A 15,553-nucleotide genomic window follows, 5' to 3' on the forward strand; every position below is an offset into this window, starting at 1 on the left:
AAGCCGCCGCCCCCGCCGCCCCGCGCCCGGCGTTGGTGGTGCAGCCGCAGCCAGCCGAAGCGGGGGCCGCCAGTTACCCCGGTGAGGTGCGTGCGCGCTTCGAGCCGGAACTGGCGTTCCGTATTGCCGGCAAGGTCAGCAAGCGGCTGGTCGAAGAAGGGCAGCGGGTCAAGGCCGAGCAGCCGCTGGCCGAGCTGGACCCGCAGGACGTACGCCTGCAACTGGAAGCTAACCGCGCACAACTGGCCGCCGCCGAAGCCAACCTGGCACTGGTGCGCACCGAGCGTGATCGCTACCAGAAGCTGCTGGACCGGCAAATGGTCAGCCATTCTCAATATGACAATGCCGAAAACCTCTACCGTGCCGGCCTGGCCCGCCTGAAGCAGGCCAAGGCGCAGTTCGACGTGGCCGGGAACCAGGCAGCCTATGCCGTATTGCGTGCGCCCCAGGCCGGGGTGATTGCCAAGCGCCACGTGGAAGTGGGCCAGGTGGTTGCCGCTGGGCAAACCGCCTTCACCCTCGCCGCCGATGGTGAGCGCGAGGTGGCCATCGCCCTGCCAGAGCAGCAGTTCGCCCGGGTCGCCATCGGCCAACCGGTGAGTGTGGAGCTGTGGTCGCACCCGCAGGCGCGCTTCCAGGGGCGCATCCGCGAGCTGTCACCCGCGGCCGATCCGCGCTCGCGCACCTTCGCCGCCCGCATCGCCTTCACCACGTCGGCTGCCCCGGCCGAACTGGGCCAGAGCGCCCGGGTATTCATTGCTACCGAAGGCCTGATCCCATTGTCTGTACCGCTGTCGGCGGTCACCGCCGAAGACGGCCAGGCCTATGTCTGGCGGGTGAACAAGGACAGCCGCCTGGAGCGGGCCGTGGTGCGCCTGGGTGCGTACGGCAACGATAGCGTGCCCGTGCTCGATGGGCTGGCCGCCGATGACTGGGTGGTGGCCGCCGGTGGCCATGTATTGCGTGAGGGGCAGCAGGTACGCCCCGTCGACCGCAGCAACCGCGTAGTGAACCTGACGGCCAAGGAGTAAGTCCCGATGGGTTTCAACCTTTCTGCCTGGGCGCTGCGCAACCGCCAGATCGTCCTGTTCCTGATGATCCTGCTGGCGGCCATTGGCGCCATGTCCTACACCAAGCTGGGCCAGAGCGAAGACCCGCCGTTCACCTTCAAGGCCATGGTCATTCGTACCCTGTGGCCCGGTGCCACGGCCGAGGAAGTGGCGCGCCAGGTAACCGAGCGCATCGAGAAAAAGCTGATGGAAACCGGTGAGTACGAGCGGATTGTCTCGTTTTCCCGGCCTGGCGAATCGCAGGTCACGTTCATGGCCCGCGACTCGCTGCACTCCAAGGACATTCCCGAGCTGTGGTATCAGATCCGCAAGAAGGTCGCGGACATTCGCCATACCTTGCCGCCGGAAATCCAGGGCCCCTTCTTCAACGACGAATTCGGCACTACCTTCGGCAATATCTATGCACTGACCGGCAAGGGCTTCGACTACGCCGTGCTCAAGGACTATGCCGACCGGATCCAGATCCAGCTGCAGCGGGTCAAGGACGTGGGCAAGGTCGAGCTGATCGGCTTGCAGGACGAGAAAGTCTGGATCGAACTGTCCAACCTCAAGCTGGCTACCCTGGGGGTGCCGCTGCAAGCGGTGCAGAACGCCCTGCGCGAACAGAATGCGGTCAGCACCGCCGGCTTCTTCGAAACCCCCAGCGAGCGCCTGCAACTGCGGGTAAGTGGTCGCTTCGACAGCGTCGAGCAGATTCGCCAGTTCCCGATTCGGGTGGGCGACCGCACCTTCCGCATTGGCGATGTCGCCGAAGTGTACCGTGGCTTCAATGACCCACCCGCACCGCGCATGCGCTTCATGGGCGAAGAGGCCATTGGCCTGGCGGTGTCGATGAAGGATGGCGGCGACATCCTGGTGCTGGGCAAGGCGCTGGAAAGCGAGTTCGAACGCCTGGCGCACAACCTGCCGGCCGGCATGGAGTTGCGCAAGGTCTCGGACCAGCCCGCGGCGGTCAAGGCCGGTGTGGGCGAGTTCGTGCAGGTGCTGGCCGAGGCGCTGGTCATCGTGCTGCTGGTCAGCTTCTTCTCCCTGGGCCTGCGGACCGGCCTGGTGGTGGCGCTGGCCATCCCCCTGGTGCTGGCCATGACCTTCGCGGCCATGCATTACTTTGGCATCGGCCTGCACAAGATTTCGCTGGGGGCGCTGGTACTGGCCCTGGGCTTGCTGGTAGACGATGCGATCATTGCCGTGGAAATGATGGCGATCAAGATGGAGCAGGGCTACGACCGCCTCAAGGCGGCCAGTTACGCCTGGAGCAGCACGGCCTTCCCGATGCTCACCGGCACCCTGATCACCGCAGCGGGCTTTTTGCCCATCGCTACGGCGGCCTCCAGCACCGGCGAATACACCCGCTCGATCTTCCAGGTGGTGGCCATTGCCTTGCTGGCATCGTGGCTGGTCGCCGTGGTGTTCGTGCCTTACCTGGGCGAGCGCCTGCTGCCCGACCTGGCCCGGCTGCACGCGGCCCGTCATGGCCAGGCGCCAGACCCTTATGCCACGCCGTTCTACCAGCGTGTGCGGCGGGTTGTGGCGTGGTGTGTACGGCGCCGCAAAACGGTGATCCTGCTGACCATCGCGGCCTTCATCGGCAGCCTCCTGCTGTTCCGCTTCGTGCCCCAGCAGTTCTTCCCGGCGTCCGGGCGCCCGGAACTGATGGTCGACCTGAAGCTGGCCGAAGGTGCATCGCTGGCCAATACCGCCGAGCGCGTCAAGCAAATGGAGGTGCTGCTCGCGCAGCAGGATGGCATCGACAACTATGTGGCCTACGTGGGCACCGGTTCGCCGCGCTTCTACCTGCCGCTGGACCAGCAACTGCCGGCCGCCAGCTTCGCCCAGTTCGTGGTACTGGCCAAGTCGATGGACGACCGCGAGCGCCTGCGCAGCTGGCTGATCGCCACGGTGGACCAGCAGTTCCCCGAGTTGCGCGCCCGGGTCACCCGCCTGGAAAACGGCCCGCCCGTGGGTTACCCGGTGCAGTTCCGCGTCACGGGCGAGCATATCGAGAAGGCGCGGGCACTGGCCCGTGAGGTGGCGGCCAAGGTACGCGAGAACCCGCATGTGGTGAATGTGCACCTGGACTGGGAGGAACCGAGCAAGGCGGTGTTTCTGAGCATCGACCAGGACCGTGCCCGTGCGCTGGGCGTGAGCACCGCGCACCTGGCGAGTTTCCTGCAAAGTTCGCTGACCGGCACCACCGCCAGCCAGTACCGCGAAGACAACGAGCTGATCGAGATACTGCTGCGCGGTACGCTGCAGGAGCGCAGCGAGCTGGGCAACCTGGGCAGCCTGGCGTTGCCGACCGACAACGGCCAGAGCGTGGCGCTGTCGCAGGTCGCGACCCTGGAGTATGGCTTCGAGGAGGGCATCATCTGGCACCGTAACCGCCTGCCGACGGTGACCGTGCGGGCAGACATCTACGACAAGGCGCAACCTGCGACACTGGTGAAGCAGATTCTGCCATCCTTGCAGGGCATCCGCGCCAAGCTGCCCGACGGTTACCTGTTGGAAGTGGGCGGCACGGTGGAAGATGCCGAACGCGGGCAGAAATCGGTGAACGCTGGCATGCCGCTGTTCATCGTGGTGGTGTTGAGCTTGCTGATGATCCAGCTGCGCAGCTTCTCACGCACGCTGATGGTGTTCCTGACCGCGCCGTTGGGGTTGATCGGCGTGACCCTGTTCCTGCTGGTGTTCCGCCAGCCGTTCGGCTTTGTCGCCATGCTCGGCACCATTGCCCTGGCGGGGATGATCATGCGCAATTCGGTGATTCTGGTTGACCAGATCGAGCAGGACATTGCGGCAGGGATGGACCGCTGGCAAGCGATCATCGAGGCCACGGTGCGGCGCTTCCGGCCGATCGTGCTGACCGCGCTGGCCGCGGTGCTGGCCATGATCCCGCTGTCGCGTAGCGTGTTCTACGGGCCGATGGCGGTCGCGATCATGGGTGGCCTGATCGTGGCCACTGTGCTGACGTTGTTGTTCCTGCCGGCGTTGTACGCGGCCTGGTTCAGGGTAAAGCAGCGTTGAAGACCCAGGCGCGAGCGTGCAGGCAGCTTGCGCCCTGGGTGTTGAAGGCGCCGGCCCTTACCAGCTCAGGCAGCTGTTGGTGCGGCCTTTGCACGGGCCATGGCCGCTGACGGCGGCAGGTGCAATACGGGCTTGGTCCTGAGCGACGAAAGTCTCTTTCCAGGCCAGGCGCTTGCCGTGCGGGCTACCGTTGGTGGCCTGGTAGCGCAGGCTCACCTGGTAAGCATGGCCTTCCTTGAGCGTTGCCCCATCGATCATGAAACTGAAGGTCTGGGGCAGCGCCAGTTCGCCTTGCTGCTCGAGGGTAAGCACGGGCTGCAGGACGGAGCTGCCTTTGGCAGCGCCGAAGCCCTCCAGTTTTTCACTCAGGACCAATACGTAACTCGCCGAAGCGTCCGGTGTTATCCGGTCTTGGCTTTCGCAGTCGATGAAGATCTGGAAATGTGGGGTGGAGGGCATAACGGAAACTCCTCGTCGAAAAGAGCCGCCATCCTGCACCTTGCTGTTGGCCGAGGGAGCGGGGAAAGGCGGTACAGCCAAAACGACGCAGAGGCAGCGGCCGCGCGGGTTCACGCAGACCGCTGCTGTGGCACCACGCGTTATCAGAGCGTGCCGAAGACCTTCTTGGCCAGGCTGGTAGCTGCGGCGGCCGGGTTCTGGCGAATGTTCTGCTCTTGCTTGCCGATCATCTCGAACAGGCCGTCCAGCGCCTTCTCGGTCACGTAGTTCTCGATGTTGGCGTCATCCTTGACCAGCCCCAGGCCTTTGGCCTGCGCGGCGAAGGCGTTGTACTGCTGAGCCACGCCAACCTGGTCGGTGGCCTGCTTGACGACCGGCAGGAACTTGGCCCGAATCTGCTCGCGGCTGCTCTTGTTCAGGTACTGGGTGGCGGAGTCGTCACCGCCGCTGAGAATGCCCTTGGCGTCGGTCACGCTCATGTTCTTCACGGCGTCTACCAGAATCGCCTGAGCCTGCGGCACGGCCTTTTCGGCGGCCTTGTTCATGCTGGCTTCCAGGGCTTCGACCTGTTCGCCCTTGCCGAACATCTTCATCGCTTTGGCGGCCTTGCCCAGGTTGCCCGGCAGTTCGATACGCACGTCCGGGTTGTTGCTGAAGCCGCCTGGGGTGCTCAGTTGCTTGACCGCCAGTTGCGCGCCTTGGGTGAGGGCATCTTTCAGGCCGCCGGTGGCGTCCTTCTGGCTCAGGTCGCCCAGCGACAGGGCCAGCGCGCTGGCCGACAGCAGCAGGCCGGCGCACAGGATGGTGAAGCGCAGGGAAGTGCGGATCATGAAGCGTTCCTTGTAAACAGATGAATACGGGTATCAGCGAACCTGGTCGAGCTTGACGCGCACGGGTTGCGGGTCGGAGCCGTCGAGCAGCACGCCATGGTGTTCGGTATTGATGAACAGCAGTTTGCCGCCCAGCTCGATGCGCGCGCTCAGCGCATAGCGGTGGCCGGGTTTGACCTGGCGCGGATCGTAGGTGAGGTGGAACTGCAGCGGCACGTTGCCTTTGACCGGGCCGGCCTGGCGGGCCAGGGTCACTGCCGGGGCGTCCAGCAACGACACGTCCTGCAGTTCGACGCTCAGGGTGGCGGCCGGGGGCAGGGCAATGCGCTGCAGGTAGAAGACTTCGCCATCCAGGCTGGCCTGGGCGGGCGGGGTTTGGCTGGAGCAGGCTGCGAGCAGGGATGCGCAACACAGCATAAAGAGCTTTTTCATGGAATCTCCGTTGTCCTTGGAGCCGGCTTGTGGCCAACCCCAGGGACTTTAGCGGATTTTCCCTAATCAATCATGGAGCACGACCGGGGGCGTCGCCACGTTATCGACCACCACGCGTTCGGTGCCAGACAAGGTGTGAGGGTTTACGGCGTGATGGGTGGTGTTGATGAACTGCAGTTGCCCGTTCTGCTCGATGCGCACGGCCAGCACGTAGCTACCGCGCGGGTCGAGCTGGCTGAGGTCGCAGGCCAGTTGCAGCTTGATCGGCAGTACACCGGCGCACTGAAGGCGCAGCTCGGCCTGGCTGACGGCCGGCGCGTCGGCACGGGACACGTCGAGCAGGCTCAGTAGCACCTGGGCGGAGGCTGGCAGGTAGTTGTCGCTGGAACAAACGATTTCGACGTCGATCGATTTGATCTGGTTCATGGTGATGCTCCTTGAGAGGGGGAAAGCACGGCGATGCTGTCCCCTCTCAAGGCCTGGCGGCAGACAGAAAAGCTACCCTTGCACCACCTCTGAAGGCTCGTCGCGATGCAGCGCCACCTGGCGGATGGACAGGCGCAGCTCGGCCGACAGCACGCGCTTGGCCACGCCCTCGGCCAGTTCGCCGAGCTTGTCGTGGTAACCCAGCTTGCCTTGGGTATCGGCATGCAGCACGCCTTGCTGGAGCAAGGTCTGGATGAAGTGGCGGAACAGCGTCTTGTCGAAAAACTCTGGGGCGTTCAGGCCATGCAGGATCGACAGGCGCTGGGCCATCATCACGCACAGGTCTTCCAGCGCTTCGGCGCTGAGGCTGTTCTGCCCACTGTTGAGCAGCAGGGATGTGGCCATGTAGAAACGCTGCAGCGTCTGGGTGATTGTGCGGGCCAGCAGGGTCAGCAGCACGAACTGCCGCGAGCTGGGCGGCGGGCGCACATAGATGTCGTTGTCCTGGCGCAGCAGGCCTTGCTCGACCAGCGCCGCCAGCCACTGGTCGATAACGTCGTCCAATTGCTGCGGCGCCCAGCGCAGGAACAGTTCGGCCTGCAAATACGGGTACAGCGCGTGCACATACTGCCCCAACAGTTCGCGGCTCATGCGCGAGCTGCTGAGGAAGAAGCTGGCCAGCAGCGCCGGCAGGGCGAAGATGTGCAGCACGTTGTTGCGGTAGTAGGTCATCAGCACCGCATTGCCTTCATCCAGGTACAGGATGCGGCCCAGGGCGTCCTTCTGCTCGGCGACCAGGTTCATGCCGCGCACGTGTTGGATCAAGGCCTGGCCGTCACCCTCGGGCAGGGTGATGTGCGGCGAGTAGGGCACCTGGCGCAGCAGGGCCAGGTACAGGTCGAGCACGCGGACCAGGGCGCGTTCATCCAGGGCCAGGCGGCTGGTGGATAGCAATGCCATGGCCACCAGGTTGACCGGGTTGATGGCCGCCGCCTCGTTGAGGTGGCGGGCCACGGTCTCACCCAGGCGATGGGTAGTGGCATTGAGCCAATCCGGGCGGTATTGCGGGCCATGCTCCTGCTCACGCCAGCCGGGTTGTTGCTCGTCGAGGAAGCCGGCCAGGCGGATCGGCTCGCCAAAGTTGACCGACACCTGGCCAAAGCGCTGCCTCAGCGCGCCGAACACCTTGAAGATATCGAATACCGACTCTTTCTTCTTGCTGGCACCGCGCAGCTCGCCCAGGTAGGTGCGGCCTTCTAGCACGCGTTCATAGCCGATGTAGACCGGCACGAACACGATGGGCGTGCGCGACGAACGCAGGAAGCTGCGCAGGGTAATGGCCAGCATCCCGGTGCGCGGTTGCAGCATGCGCCCGGTACGGGAACGGCCGCCTTCGACGAAGTACTCCACCGGGAACCCCTTGGTGAACAGGGTGTGCAGGTATTCGTTGAATACCGCGGTATACAGGGGGTTGCCCTTGAAGGTGCGGCGCATGAAGAACGCCCCGCCACGGCGCAGCAGGTTGCCGACCACCGGCATGTTGAGGTTGATGCCCGCGGCCACGTGGGGTGGCGTGAGGCCGTTGCGGAACAGCAGGTACGACAGCAGCAGGTAGTCGATATGGCTGCGGTGGCAGGGCACGTAGATCACTTCGTGGCCGGGCGCGATGCCCTGCACCTGCTCGATGTGGTTGACCTTGATGCCGTCGTAGATCTTGTTCCAGAACCAGCTGAGCACCACCTCCAGGAAGCGGATGGCAGTGTAGGTGTAGTCAGAGGCAATCTCGTTGCCGTAGCGCAAGGCCTGGGCTTCGGCCTTGGCCAGCGGCAGGTTTTCGCGCTGCGCCTCCTCGGCGATGGCCTGGCGCACCAGCGGTGCATGAACCAGCCCCTTGACCAGGTTGCGGCGGTGCGAAAGGTCGGGGCCGATGACCGCGGTCTTGAGGTTGCGAAAATGCACGCGCATCAGGCGCTGGGCCATGCGCACGGTGCGTTCGTGGCCTTTGTTGTGCTGCACCAGTTCGCGCAGGTGGATGGGGGCAGAGAACTGCACGCGGGTCTTGCGCCCGAGTATCAGTACGGTCAGCAGCCGCCGCAAACGCCCGGTCACTGCCCAACTGTCGGCAAACAGCAGTTTCCACGGGCTGGACTCGCTGGCCGGGGTCTGGCCCCAGAACACGCTGACTGGAATGATCTGCGCATCTTCCTCGGCATGCTGGGTAACGGCAGCTACCAGGCGCTCGAGGGTGGGCGGGGCGCCACGCTTGTCCTGGCGGCCCAGCCAGTCGGGGTCGGGGGTCAGGTAGAAGAACGCAGCGGGTTCCTGCAGCGGACCGACCGTTACCGGCAGCACCGGGCGCGGCAGCCCTGCCTTGGTGCACTCGTGGTCGAGTACGACCAGGTCGGTGAGCGCCGGGGTAGGCAAGGCGTAGATCACTGGCCGGCTGCGGTCCAGGTTCAACGACATGGCCGACTGGTTGATGGTTTCGGAGCGCACCCACAGGTACAACAGGCGACGCAGGGCGCCGAAAATCAGGCGGCGCAGGGGGGAACGGGTCATGGGGTGTGTGCCCTGGGTGTGATGTTCAGGTGAGTATCCAGTTAATTAGTCTGCCGTATGTGCGTAAGTTCAGCAAAAATCGGCCAACAGCGGGACCGTCATCAATTTTTTTTGTGCTGTGGCATATACTCGGCCTGCCACTTGCAGGTTATTTCGGCAAGCGGCGTTGGCACGGGGCAGGTACGCCCATGCCTGCACGGCGATCTTCACAATAAAAAACCGGAGTAGTACAGATGTCGTCTCGTGAAACTGGGAATGTAAAGTGGTTCAACGATGCCAAGGGTTATGGCTTCATTCAGCGCGAAGGTGGTGCGGATGTATTCGTCCACTATCGGGCGATTCGCGGTGAGGGGCATCGTACCCTGGTTGAAGGGCAGCGGGTGGAATACGCCTGCGTGCAGGGCCAGAAAGGCCTGCAAGCCGAAGACGTGGTAGGCCTCTGAGCCTTAAGCTATAAGCTTCAAGCTGCAAGTGACCGTGTACTTGCAGCCTGATGCGAGCCTTCTTGAAACTTGCAGCTTGAAGCTTCAAGCTCAAGACGTACGCCAGGTGATTTCCTCTTCGCCGTCGGCGCTGATGCGGACCCAGCGGTCGGCATCCTCCTCGCCGTCTTCCTCGACCCAGCCACCCGGTGCGCAGCGTACTTCCACCCCCAGTGCGGCGAATGCAGCGCGGGCGCAGGCAATATCGTCGGCCCAGGGGGTCTGGTCGCTTTCCAGGTACAGGCTGTTCCATTTCCCTACAGCCTTCGGTAACCAAGTGACCGGAATGTTACCGGCCTGGCATTTGAAGGTCTGGCCTTTCTGCTTCCATTCGCTGCACGGGCCGATCGCCTGGGCAAGCCACCCGGCAATCTGTTTGTGGTCGACGTCGGCGTCCTTCAGGTAGATCTCGATATCAGGTTGGCGCATAAGGGCTCCGGGTGTGCTCAGTCTTGGCGCACAAAATAGTCATAACGCATGGAAACCGTTACCTCGAACGGCTCGGGCTGGTCGATTACCCGTGCACGTTTTTCGGCGCTGGCGCGCCAGCCGTGTGGGGTCATGGCCAGCAGGTCGGCGCGGGCCTTGGGGGCTGCCAGGCTCAGGCGCAACGCCAGGGTTTCGCTGTGGGCATGGACCATGCCCTCGGGGACCAGGGCCAGGTGCTTGTCGTCGGCGTAAGGGCGTACTTCATCGTAGAGCACTTCACGCAGTTCCATCAGGTGGCCGCTGGTCGGGCCTACCCGCATCAGGCCACCGCCGGGGCTGAGCAGGCGTTTGGCTTCGGCCCAGTCCAGCGGGCTGAATACGCTGGCGATGAACTGGCAGCTGGCATCGGCCAGCGGCACGCGGGCCATGCTGGCGACCATCCAGGTGACAGCCGGTGCGCGGCGGCAGGCACGCTTGACCGCCTCGCGGGAGATATCCAGGGCGTAACCGTCGGCCGCGGGCAGGGCCTGGGCCAACTGCGCGGTGTAGTAACCCTCGCCGCAGCCAATGTCCAGCCAGGCACCGGGCTGGCGCTCGGCGGCCAGTTCGGCCAGGCGCTGGGCCACCGGCGCGTAGTGGCCGCCGTCGAGAAAGTCGCGACGCGCCTCGACCATGGCCTGGTTGTCACCCGGGTCACGGCTGTTCTTGTGCTGCACCGGCAGCAGGTTCAGGTAGCCCTGGCGGGCCCGGTCGAAGCGGTGGCCTGCCGGGCAGGCCACGCCGTTGTCGACTTGCGCCAGCGGCGCCTGGCAAAGGGGGCAGGCAAGCATCAGGCGAGCAACCGGACCAGGGTCTGGTAGTAGATTTCTGTCAGCAGGTCGAGGTCGCTGGCCAGAATCCGCTCGTCCACCTGGTGGATGGTGGCGTTGACCGGGCCCAGCTCGACCACCTGGGTGCCCAGGGTGGCGATGAAGCGGCCATCGGACGTGCCGCCGCTGGTCGACGGTTGGGTGTCGCGGCCGGTGACACCTTTGATGCTGGCCGAAATGGCACCCAGCAGCTCGCCCGGCTCGGTGAGGAACGGCAGGCCTGACAGCGCCCAGTCGATCGACCAGTCCAGTTCGTGCTTGTCGAGGATCGCCGACACCCGCGCCTGCAGGCCTTCGACGGTGGACTCGGTGGAGAACCGGAAATTGAACAGCGCAGTCAGCTCGCCCGGGACCACATTGGTGGCACCGGTGCCGGAGTTGAGGTTGGAGATCTGGAAGCTGGTCGGCGGGAAGAATGCATTGCCTTCGTCCCAGTGCTCGGCTGCCAGCTCCGCCAGGGCCGGTGCGGCCAGGTGAATGGGGTTGCGCGCCAGGTGCGGGTAGGCCACATGGCCCTGTTTGCCGCGCACGGTCAGCTTGGCGCCCAGCGAGCCACGGCGGCCGTTCTTGACCACGTCACCCAGCAGGGTGGTGCTGGACGGTTCGCCGACGATGCACCAGTCCAGGCGCTGGTTACGTGCTTTGAGGCGTTCGACCACAGCCTTGGTGCCGTAGTGGGCCGGGCCTTCCTCATCGCTGGTGATCAGGAAGGCGACCTTGCCGCGGTGGTCGGGGTAATCCTGCACGAAGCGTTCGCTGGCAACCACCATGCAGGCCAGGCTGCCTTTCATGTCGGCTGCGCCGCGGCCGCAGAGCATGCCGTCGGCGTCGATCAGCGCATCGAACGGTTCATATTGCCATTGCTGCACCGGGCCGGTGGGCACCACGTCGGTGTGGCCGGCGAAGCACAGTACCGGGCCTTCCTGCTGGCCATGGGTCGCCCAGAAATTGTCGACGTCTTCGATGCGCATCGGCTCGAGCTGGAAGCCCACGGCGCCGAGGCGGTTCATCATTTGCGCCTGGCAATCGGCGTCGACGGGGGTGACGGAGGGGCGACGGATCAGGTCGCAGGCCAGTTGAAGGGTAGGCGAGAGCTCGGCAGGGGCCGTCATGGGGAACTCCGGGGCAAGGCAAGGCGGGGAAATCTGAGGGGCGTTATCTTATAGCAAACCAGTCGCGAAAGGGGCGCCAAGCGCCCCCAACATCTCAAGCCTGTTGCGCCTCGGCAGCCTTGTGCGCAGGCTTGGGCAGCGACGACAGCAGCGCCATCACGAGTGCCGCCACGTACGGCAACGACTGCACCAGCAGCATGGCCATCCAGAAGCGCATGTCCGAGCTCGGCAGCCCCTGCACCAGGTAGATACCCAGCGCTGCGCCCCACAACAGCAGCATGATGAACAGTTCCTCGCGCGCCTCGGCAATCGCCACCAGCAAACCATGGCTGTCGGCATGCTTTGGCGTGCGGATGAACGGCATGCTGCTGGTGAAGAACCCGTACAGCACCGCTTTGGCGATGGTATGCGACAGCGCCAGCCCCGCCAGCGCCGCCGCGAAGGCATCCTTCATGTTCACCCCCACCGCACGCCGGTAGAGGAACAGGATCTTGCCGACCTTGAAGAAGAACAGCGCCAGCGGCGGGATGGCGAAAATCATCAGTGGCGGGTCGACCCGGTGCGGCACGATGATCATCGCGGCCGACCACAGCAGCGCCCCGATGGTGAAGAAAATGTTCATGCCATCGGCGATCCAGGGCAGCCAGCCGGCCAGGAAGTGGTAGCGCTGGCCGCGCGTCAGCTGGCTACCCGTGCCGCGCAGCAGGGCGCCGGCGTGGTGCTTGATGATCTGGATGGCACCGTATGCCCAGCGGAAGCGCTGTTTCTTGAAATCGATGAACGTGTCGGGCATCAAGCCCTGGCCATAACTGTTGTGGGCATAAGCGGCCGACAGGCCCTTTTCGAACACACGCAGGCCCAGTTCGGCGTCCTCGCAGATACACCACTCGGCCCAGCCCAGTTCTTGCAGCACCCTGCGCCGGGTCATGGTCATGGTGCCATGCTGGATGATCGCGTCACGGTCGTTGCGGGTGACCATGCCGATGTGGAAGAAGCCCTTGTATTCGCTGTAGCACAGCTTCTTGAATGCACTTTCGTGTTGGTCGCGGTAGTCCTGCGGCGACTGCACCACGGCAATTTTCGGGTCGGCGAAGTGCGGCACCATGTGCTTGAGCCAGTTGCGGTCGACGCAGTAGTCCGAGTCGATCACCGCGATCACTTCGGCGTCTGGCGCGGTGTGCGGGATCAGGTAGTTCAGCGCGCCACCCTTGAAGCCAGCCAAGGGCGCGACGTGGAAGAACTTGAACCGTTCGCCGAGCTTTTCGCAATGGGCCTTGAGCGGTTCCCACACGGCCGGGTCCTTGGTGTTGTTGTCGATCACCAGCACTTCATAATCGGGGTAATCCAGCGCGGCCAGGGCGTCGAGGGTCTGCTTGACCATTTCTGGCGGCTCGTTGTAGCACGGTACATGCACCGACACCTTGGGCCGGTAGGCGCTGTCGGCCTGTACCGGCAGGAACTCGCGGCGGCGCTTGTGGATCCACACCGCCTCGGCCAGTTCATGCGCTTCGGTGAGCAGCACGATGAACACCCCCAATGCGCCGAGCGCCAGCAACACGCCGACGGTCAGGCTGAACCAGGTGCTGTATTGCTGGCTGTAGTCGTAGGCGATCCACACCAGCACCGACCCGCACAGGAAGGTGATGAACGTCAGGAAGGTCCGGCCGCGTTGGCGCAAGGCCGAGCCGTCGATGAACAGCACCATCAGCGCGATCATGGCCAGCACCACCGACGCGACCGCCAGGGCGCGCCACTGCGGAATCGCCACCACGGGCCCCTCGAAGTTGAACTTCTGCTGGCGCTCCGCGTTGTAAACGCCCCAGTAAGCGCCTACCGAGCCTTCGTCACTGGCCTTCCAAGGCTGGTCATAGGCTTCGATGACAAAATAGTTGTAGCCACGGCGGTTGAGCGTGTTGACCAAGGTGCGCAGGTAGATGGCCTGATCGGCCTGGGTGGCATCGGCACCCCCGCGCATGCGGCCATTGCTCGGCCAGCCGACCTCCGACAGCAACAGCGGCTTGCGCGGGAACTGCTGCTTCAGCTCGCGGGCACGGTCGAGCACGAACTCCACCGAGTCTTTCATCGGCACGAATTCCCAGTAAGGCAGGATGTGCGCGGCAATCAGGTCGACGTGCCTGGCCAGCTCCGGGTGTTCCTTCCAGATATGCCATTGCTCACTGGTGGTTACCGGGACCTTGACCGCGGCACGCACCCTGTCCAAGTACTTGATGAGGTTTTCCGGTGTCACTTCTTCGCGGAACAGCGCCTCGTTACCCACCACTACGCGCACCACGCTGCGCGAGGTATTGGCCAACTCGATGGCGGTGGCAATTTCCCGCTCGTTGCGTTCGAGGTCGGGGCTGATCCAGATGCCCAGTGTCACCCGCAGGCCGAACTCCTCGGCCAGCCGTGGGATGTCTGCCTGGGTGCCTTCCACGGTGTAAATGCGGATGCTGTCGGTCAGTTTGCTCAGTTGTTCCAGGTCTTGACGCATTTCTTCGTCACTGGGGTACTGGCCCTTTTGCGGGCTTTCACCCAGGCGGAACGGCGAATACGAGAAGCCAGAGATTTGTTCTGGCCAGGCGGGCGCGGAAACCGGGCGATTGATCAGCGCCCAGAAGCCGGTGAACAACGCAGCGATGGCCAGCACCACAACCAGGTTCAGGCCGAATTTACGTGAAGACATTGTCGTCCATTTCTGTCGAAGTGATAGGACATTAAAGCAGGGTTAGTAGTCCATTTCCTAACGGTGCAGGCCTTGGGCTCGCTGGCATATAATGCGCGCCGGTTTTTTAGGGTATGAACATGAGTACAGAAGATCCACGCTTCGCCGGCGTTGCCCGGCTGTACGGCGATCAAGGCCTGCAACGCCTGGGCCAGGCCCATGTGGCGGTGGTCGGGATTGGCGGGGTGGGTTCGTGGGTGGCCGAAGCGCTGGCGCGCAGTGGCGTGGGCGAAATCACCCTGTTCGACCTGGACGATGTCTGCGTCAGCAACACCAACCGCCAGGCCCACGCCCTGGAAGGGCAGGTGGGGCGCCCCAAGGTCGAGGTCATGGCCGAGCGCCTGCGGGCGATCAACCCGGCCTGCACGGTGCATGCAGTCGCCGATTTCGTCACCCGCGACACCATGGTCGAGTACATCACCGAACACCTGGACTGCGTGATCGACTGCATCGACAGCGTCATGGCCAAGGCCGCGCTGATCGCCTGGTGCCGCCGGCGCAAGATCGCCATCGTCACCACCGGGGGGGCCGGCGGGCAGATCGACCCCACGCAGATCCAGATCGCCGACCTCAACAAGACCTTCAACGATCCGCTGGCCTCGCGGGTCCGCTCCACGTTGCGGCGTGACTACAACTTCTCGCGCAATGTCAGCCGCAACTATGGCGTGCCGTGTGTGTTTTCCAGTGAGCAGCTGCGTTACCCCAAAGGCGATGGCAGCGTGTGCCTGCAGAAAAGCTTCGTTGGCGAAGGCGTGCGGCTGGATTGTGCCGGCGGCTTTGGCGCGGTGATGATGGTGACCGCCACCTTTGGCATGGTGGCGGCGAGCAAGGCGATAGAGAAACTGGTGGCCGGTGCGCGACGGCCATCGGAGCGGGTCAAGCCCGTGTAAATCCCTGTAGGAGCGGCCTCGTGTCGCGATGGGGCGCGCAGCGCCCCCGACGATGTTGGCCCCCACCCCAGTTAACGTTTGACCACCAGCTCTGCCATGCGCTGCAACACCGCATGCAGCCCATTGCTGCGCGATGGCGACAGCTGGCGCTCCAGCCCCAGCTGGCTGAACCAACCCCGCAGGTCGAGCGCCAGCAGTTCACCGCTGGTCAAACCCTGCACCCGCACCAGCAACAAGGCCAGCAGC

At 64.2% G+C, this 15,553-nt stretch carries 14 protein-coding genes; 4 read left to right on the plus strand and 10 right to left on the minus strand.

From position 1 onward, the window contains the following. The coding region (locus G1E_RS18540; RefSeq protein WP_047149999.1) for an efflux RND transporter periplasmic adaptor subunit at positions 1-1,031 on the plus strand (1,031 nt) is incomplete at its 5' end. A 6-nt stretch (positions 1,032-1,037) separates the two neighbouring features. Further along, positions 1,038-4,094, plus strand: coding sequence for an efflux RND transporter permease subunit (locus G1E_RS18545; RefSeq protein ID WP_009686975.1), 3,057 nt, complete (start codon positions 1,038-1,040; stop codon positions 4,092-4,094). 57 nt (positions 4,095-4,151) lie between these two features. Here the strand turns inward: G1E_RS18545 and G1E_RS18550 are convergent, their stop codons facing one another. The 5 genes from G1E_RS18550 to plsB all read right to left on the minus strand — a co-directional run bounded on the left by G1E_RS18550 (position 4,152) and on the right by plsB (position 8,800). Beyond that, positions 4,152-4,553: a hypothetical protein gene (locus G1E_RS18550; RefSeq protein ID WP_009686974.1), complete on the minus strand. Its 402-nt coding sequence runs from the start codon at positions 4,551-4,553 to the stop codon at positions 4,152-4,154. Between the two features lie 143 nt (positions 4,554-4,696). Beyond that, a complete protein-coding gene (locus G1E_RS18555; RefSeq protein WP_009686973.1) occupies positions 4,697-5,383 on the minus strand; it encodes a DUF4197 domain-containing protein in 687 nt (228 codons plus the stop codon). Positions 5,384-5,416: 33 nt separating this feature from the next. Then, complete coding sequence (locus G1E_RS18560; RefSeq protein ID WP_009686972.1) at positions 5,417-5,815, minus strand: YbaY family lipoprotein; 399 nt, start codon at positions 5,813-5,815, stop codon at positions 5,417-5,419. A 66-nt stretch (positions 5,816-5,881) separates the two neighbouring features. Next, the gene (locus tag G1E_RS18565; RefSeq protein ID WP_009686971.1) at positions 5,882-6,241 is read right to left on the minus strand and encodes a YbaY family lipoprotein; all 360 of its coding nucleotides are present in this window, start codon (positions 6,239-6,241) and stop codon (positions 5,882-5,884) included. Positions 6,242-6,313: 72 nt separating this feature from the next. Continuing rightward, positions 6,314-8,800 (minus strand): glycerol-3-phosphate 1-O-acyltransferase PlsB, encoded by a 2,487-nt coding sequence (gene plsB / locus G1E_RS18570; RefSeq protein WP_009686970.1) that lies wholly within the window; start codon positions 8,798-8,800, stop codon positions 6,314-6,316. Positions 8,801-9,033: 233 nt separating this feature from the next. Here plsB and G1E_RS18575 point away from each other — a divergent pair, with 233 nt between their 5' ends. Continuing rightward, complete coding sequence (locus G1E_RS18575) at positions 9,034-9,243, plus strand: cold-shock protein (protein WP_003252255.1); 210 nt, start codon at positions 9,034-9,036, stop codon at positions 9,241-9,243. 90 nt (positions 9,244-9,333) lie between these two features. Here G1E_RS18575 and G1E_RS18580 read toward each other — a convergent pair whose 3' ends face one another. From G1E_RS18580 to G1E_RS18595, 4 genes are all read right to left on the minus strand, one after another. After that, positions 9,334-9,711 carry a hypothetical protein gene (locus tag G1E_RS18580; RefSeq protein ID WP_009686969.1) on the minus strand — a complete coding sequence of 126 codons (378 nt, stop codon included), beginning with the start codon at positions 9,709-9,711 and terminating at the stop codon, positions 9,334-9,336. A 17-nt stretch (positions 9,712-9,728) separates the two neighbouring features. Continuing rightward, a complete protein-coding gene (locus G1E_RS18585; RefSeq protein ID WP_047150000.1) occupies positions 9,729-10,541 on the minus strand; it encodes a putative RNA methyltransferase in 813 nt (270 codons plus the stop codon). Beyond that, positions 10,541-11,692, minus strand: a complete 1,152-nt coding sequence (gene dapE, locus G1E_RS18590) for a succinyl-diaminopimelate desuccinylase (RefSeq protein WP_009686966.1) — start codon at positions 11,690-11,692, stop codon at positions 10,541-10,543. Before dapE ends, G1E_RS18585 begins: the two co-directional genes overlap by 1 nt. Positions 11,693-11,786: 94 nt before the next feature. Further along, positions 11,787-14,378, minus strand: a complete 2,592-nt coding sequence (locus G1E_RS18595; protein ID WP_009686965.1) for a glycosyltransferase — start codon at positions 14,376-14,378, stop codon at positions 11,787-11,789. A 119-nt stretch (positions 14,379-14,497) separates the two neighbouring features. Between G1E_RS18595 and tcdA the strand changes: the two genes are divergently transcribed. Continuing rightward, positions 14,498-15,307, plus strand: coding sequence for a tRNA cyclic N6-threonylcarbamoyladenosine(37) synthase TcdA (gene tcdA, locus G1E_RS18600; protein WP_009686964.1), 810 nt, complete (start codon positions 14,498-14,500; stop codon positions 15,305-15,307). A 71-nt stretch (positions 15,308-15,378) separates the two neighbouring features. Here the strand turns inward: tcdA and G1E_RS29670 are convergent. Continuing rightward, positions 15,379-15,553 (minus strand): SufE family protein (locus G1E_RS29670; RefSeq protein WP_256220450.1); only part of this gene is annotated, 175 nt, incomplete at its 5' end.

This window comes from Pseudomonas sp. TJI-51 (assembly GCF_000190455.2).
Lineage (GTDB): Bacteria > Pseudomonadota > Gammaproteobacteria > Pseudomonadales > Pseudomonadaceae > Aquipseudomonas > Aquipseudomonas juntendi.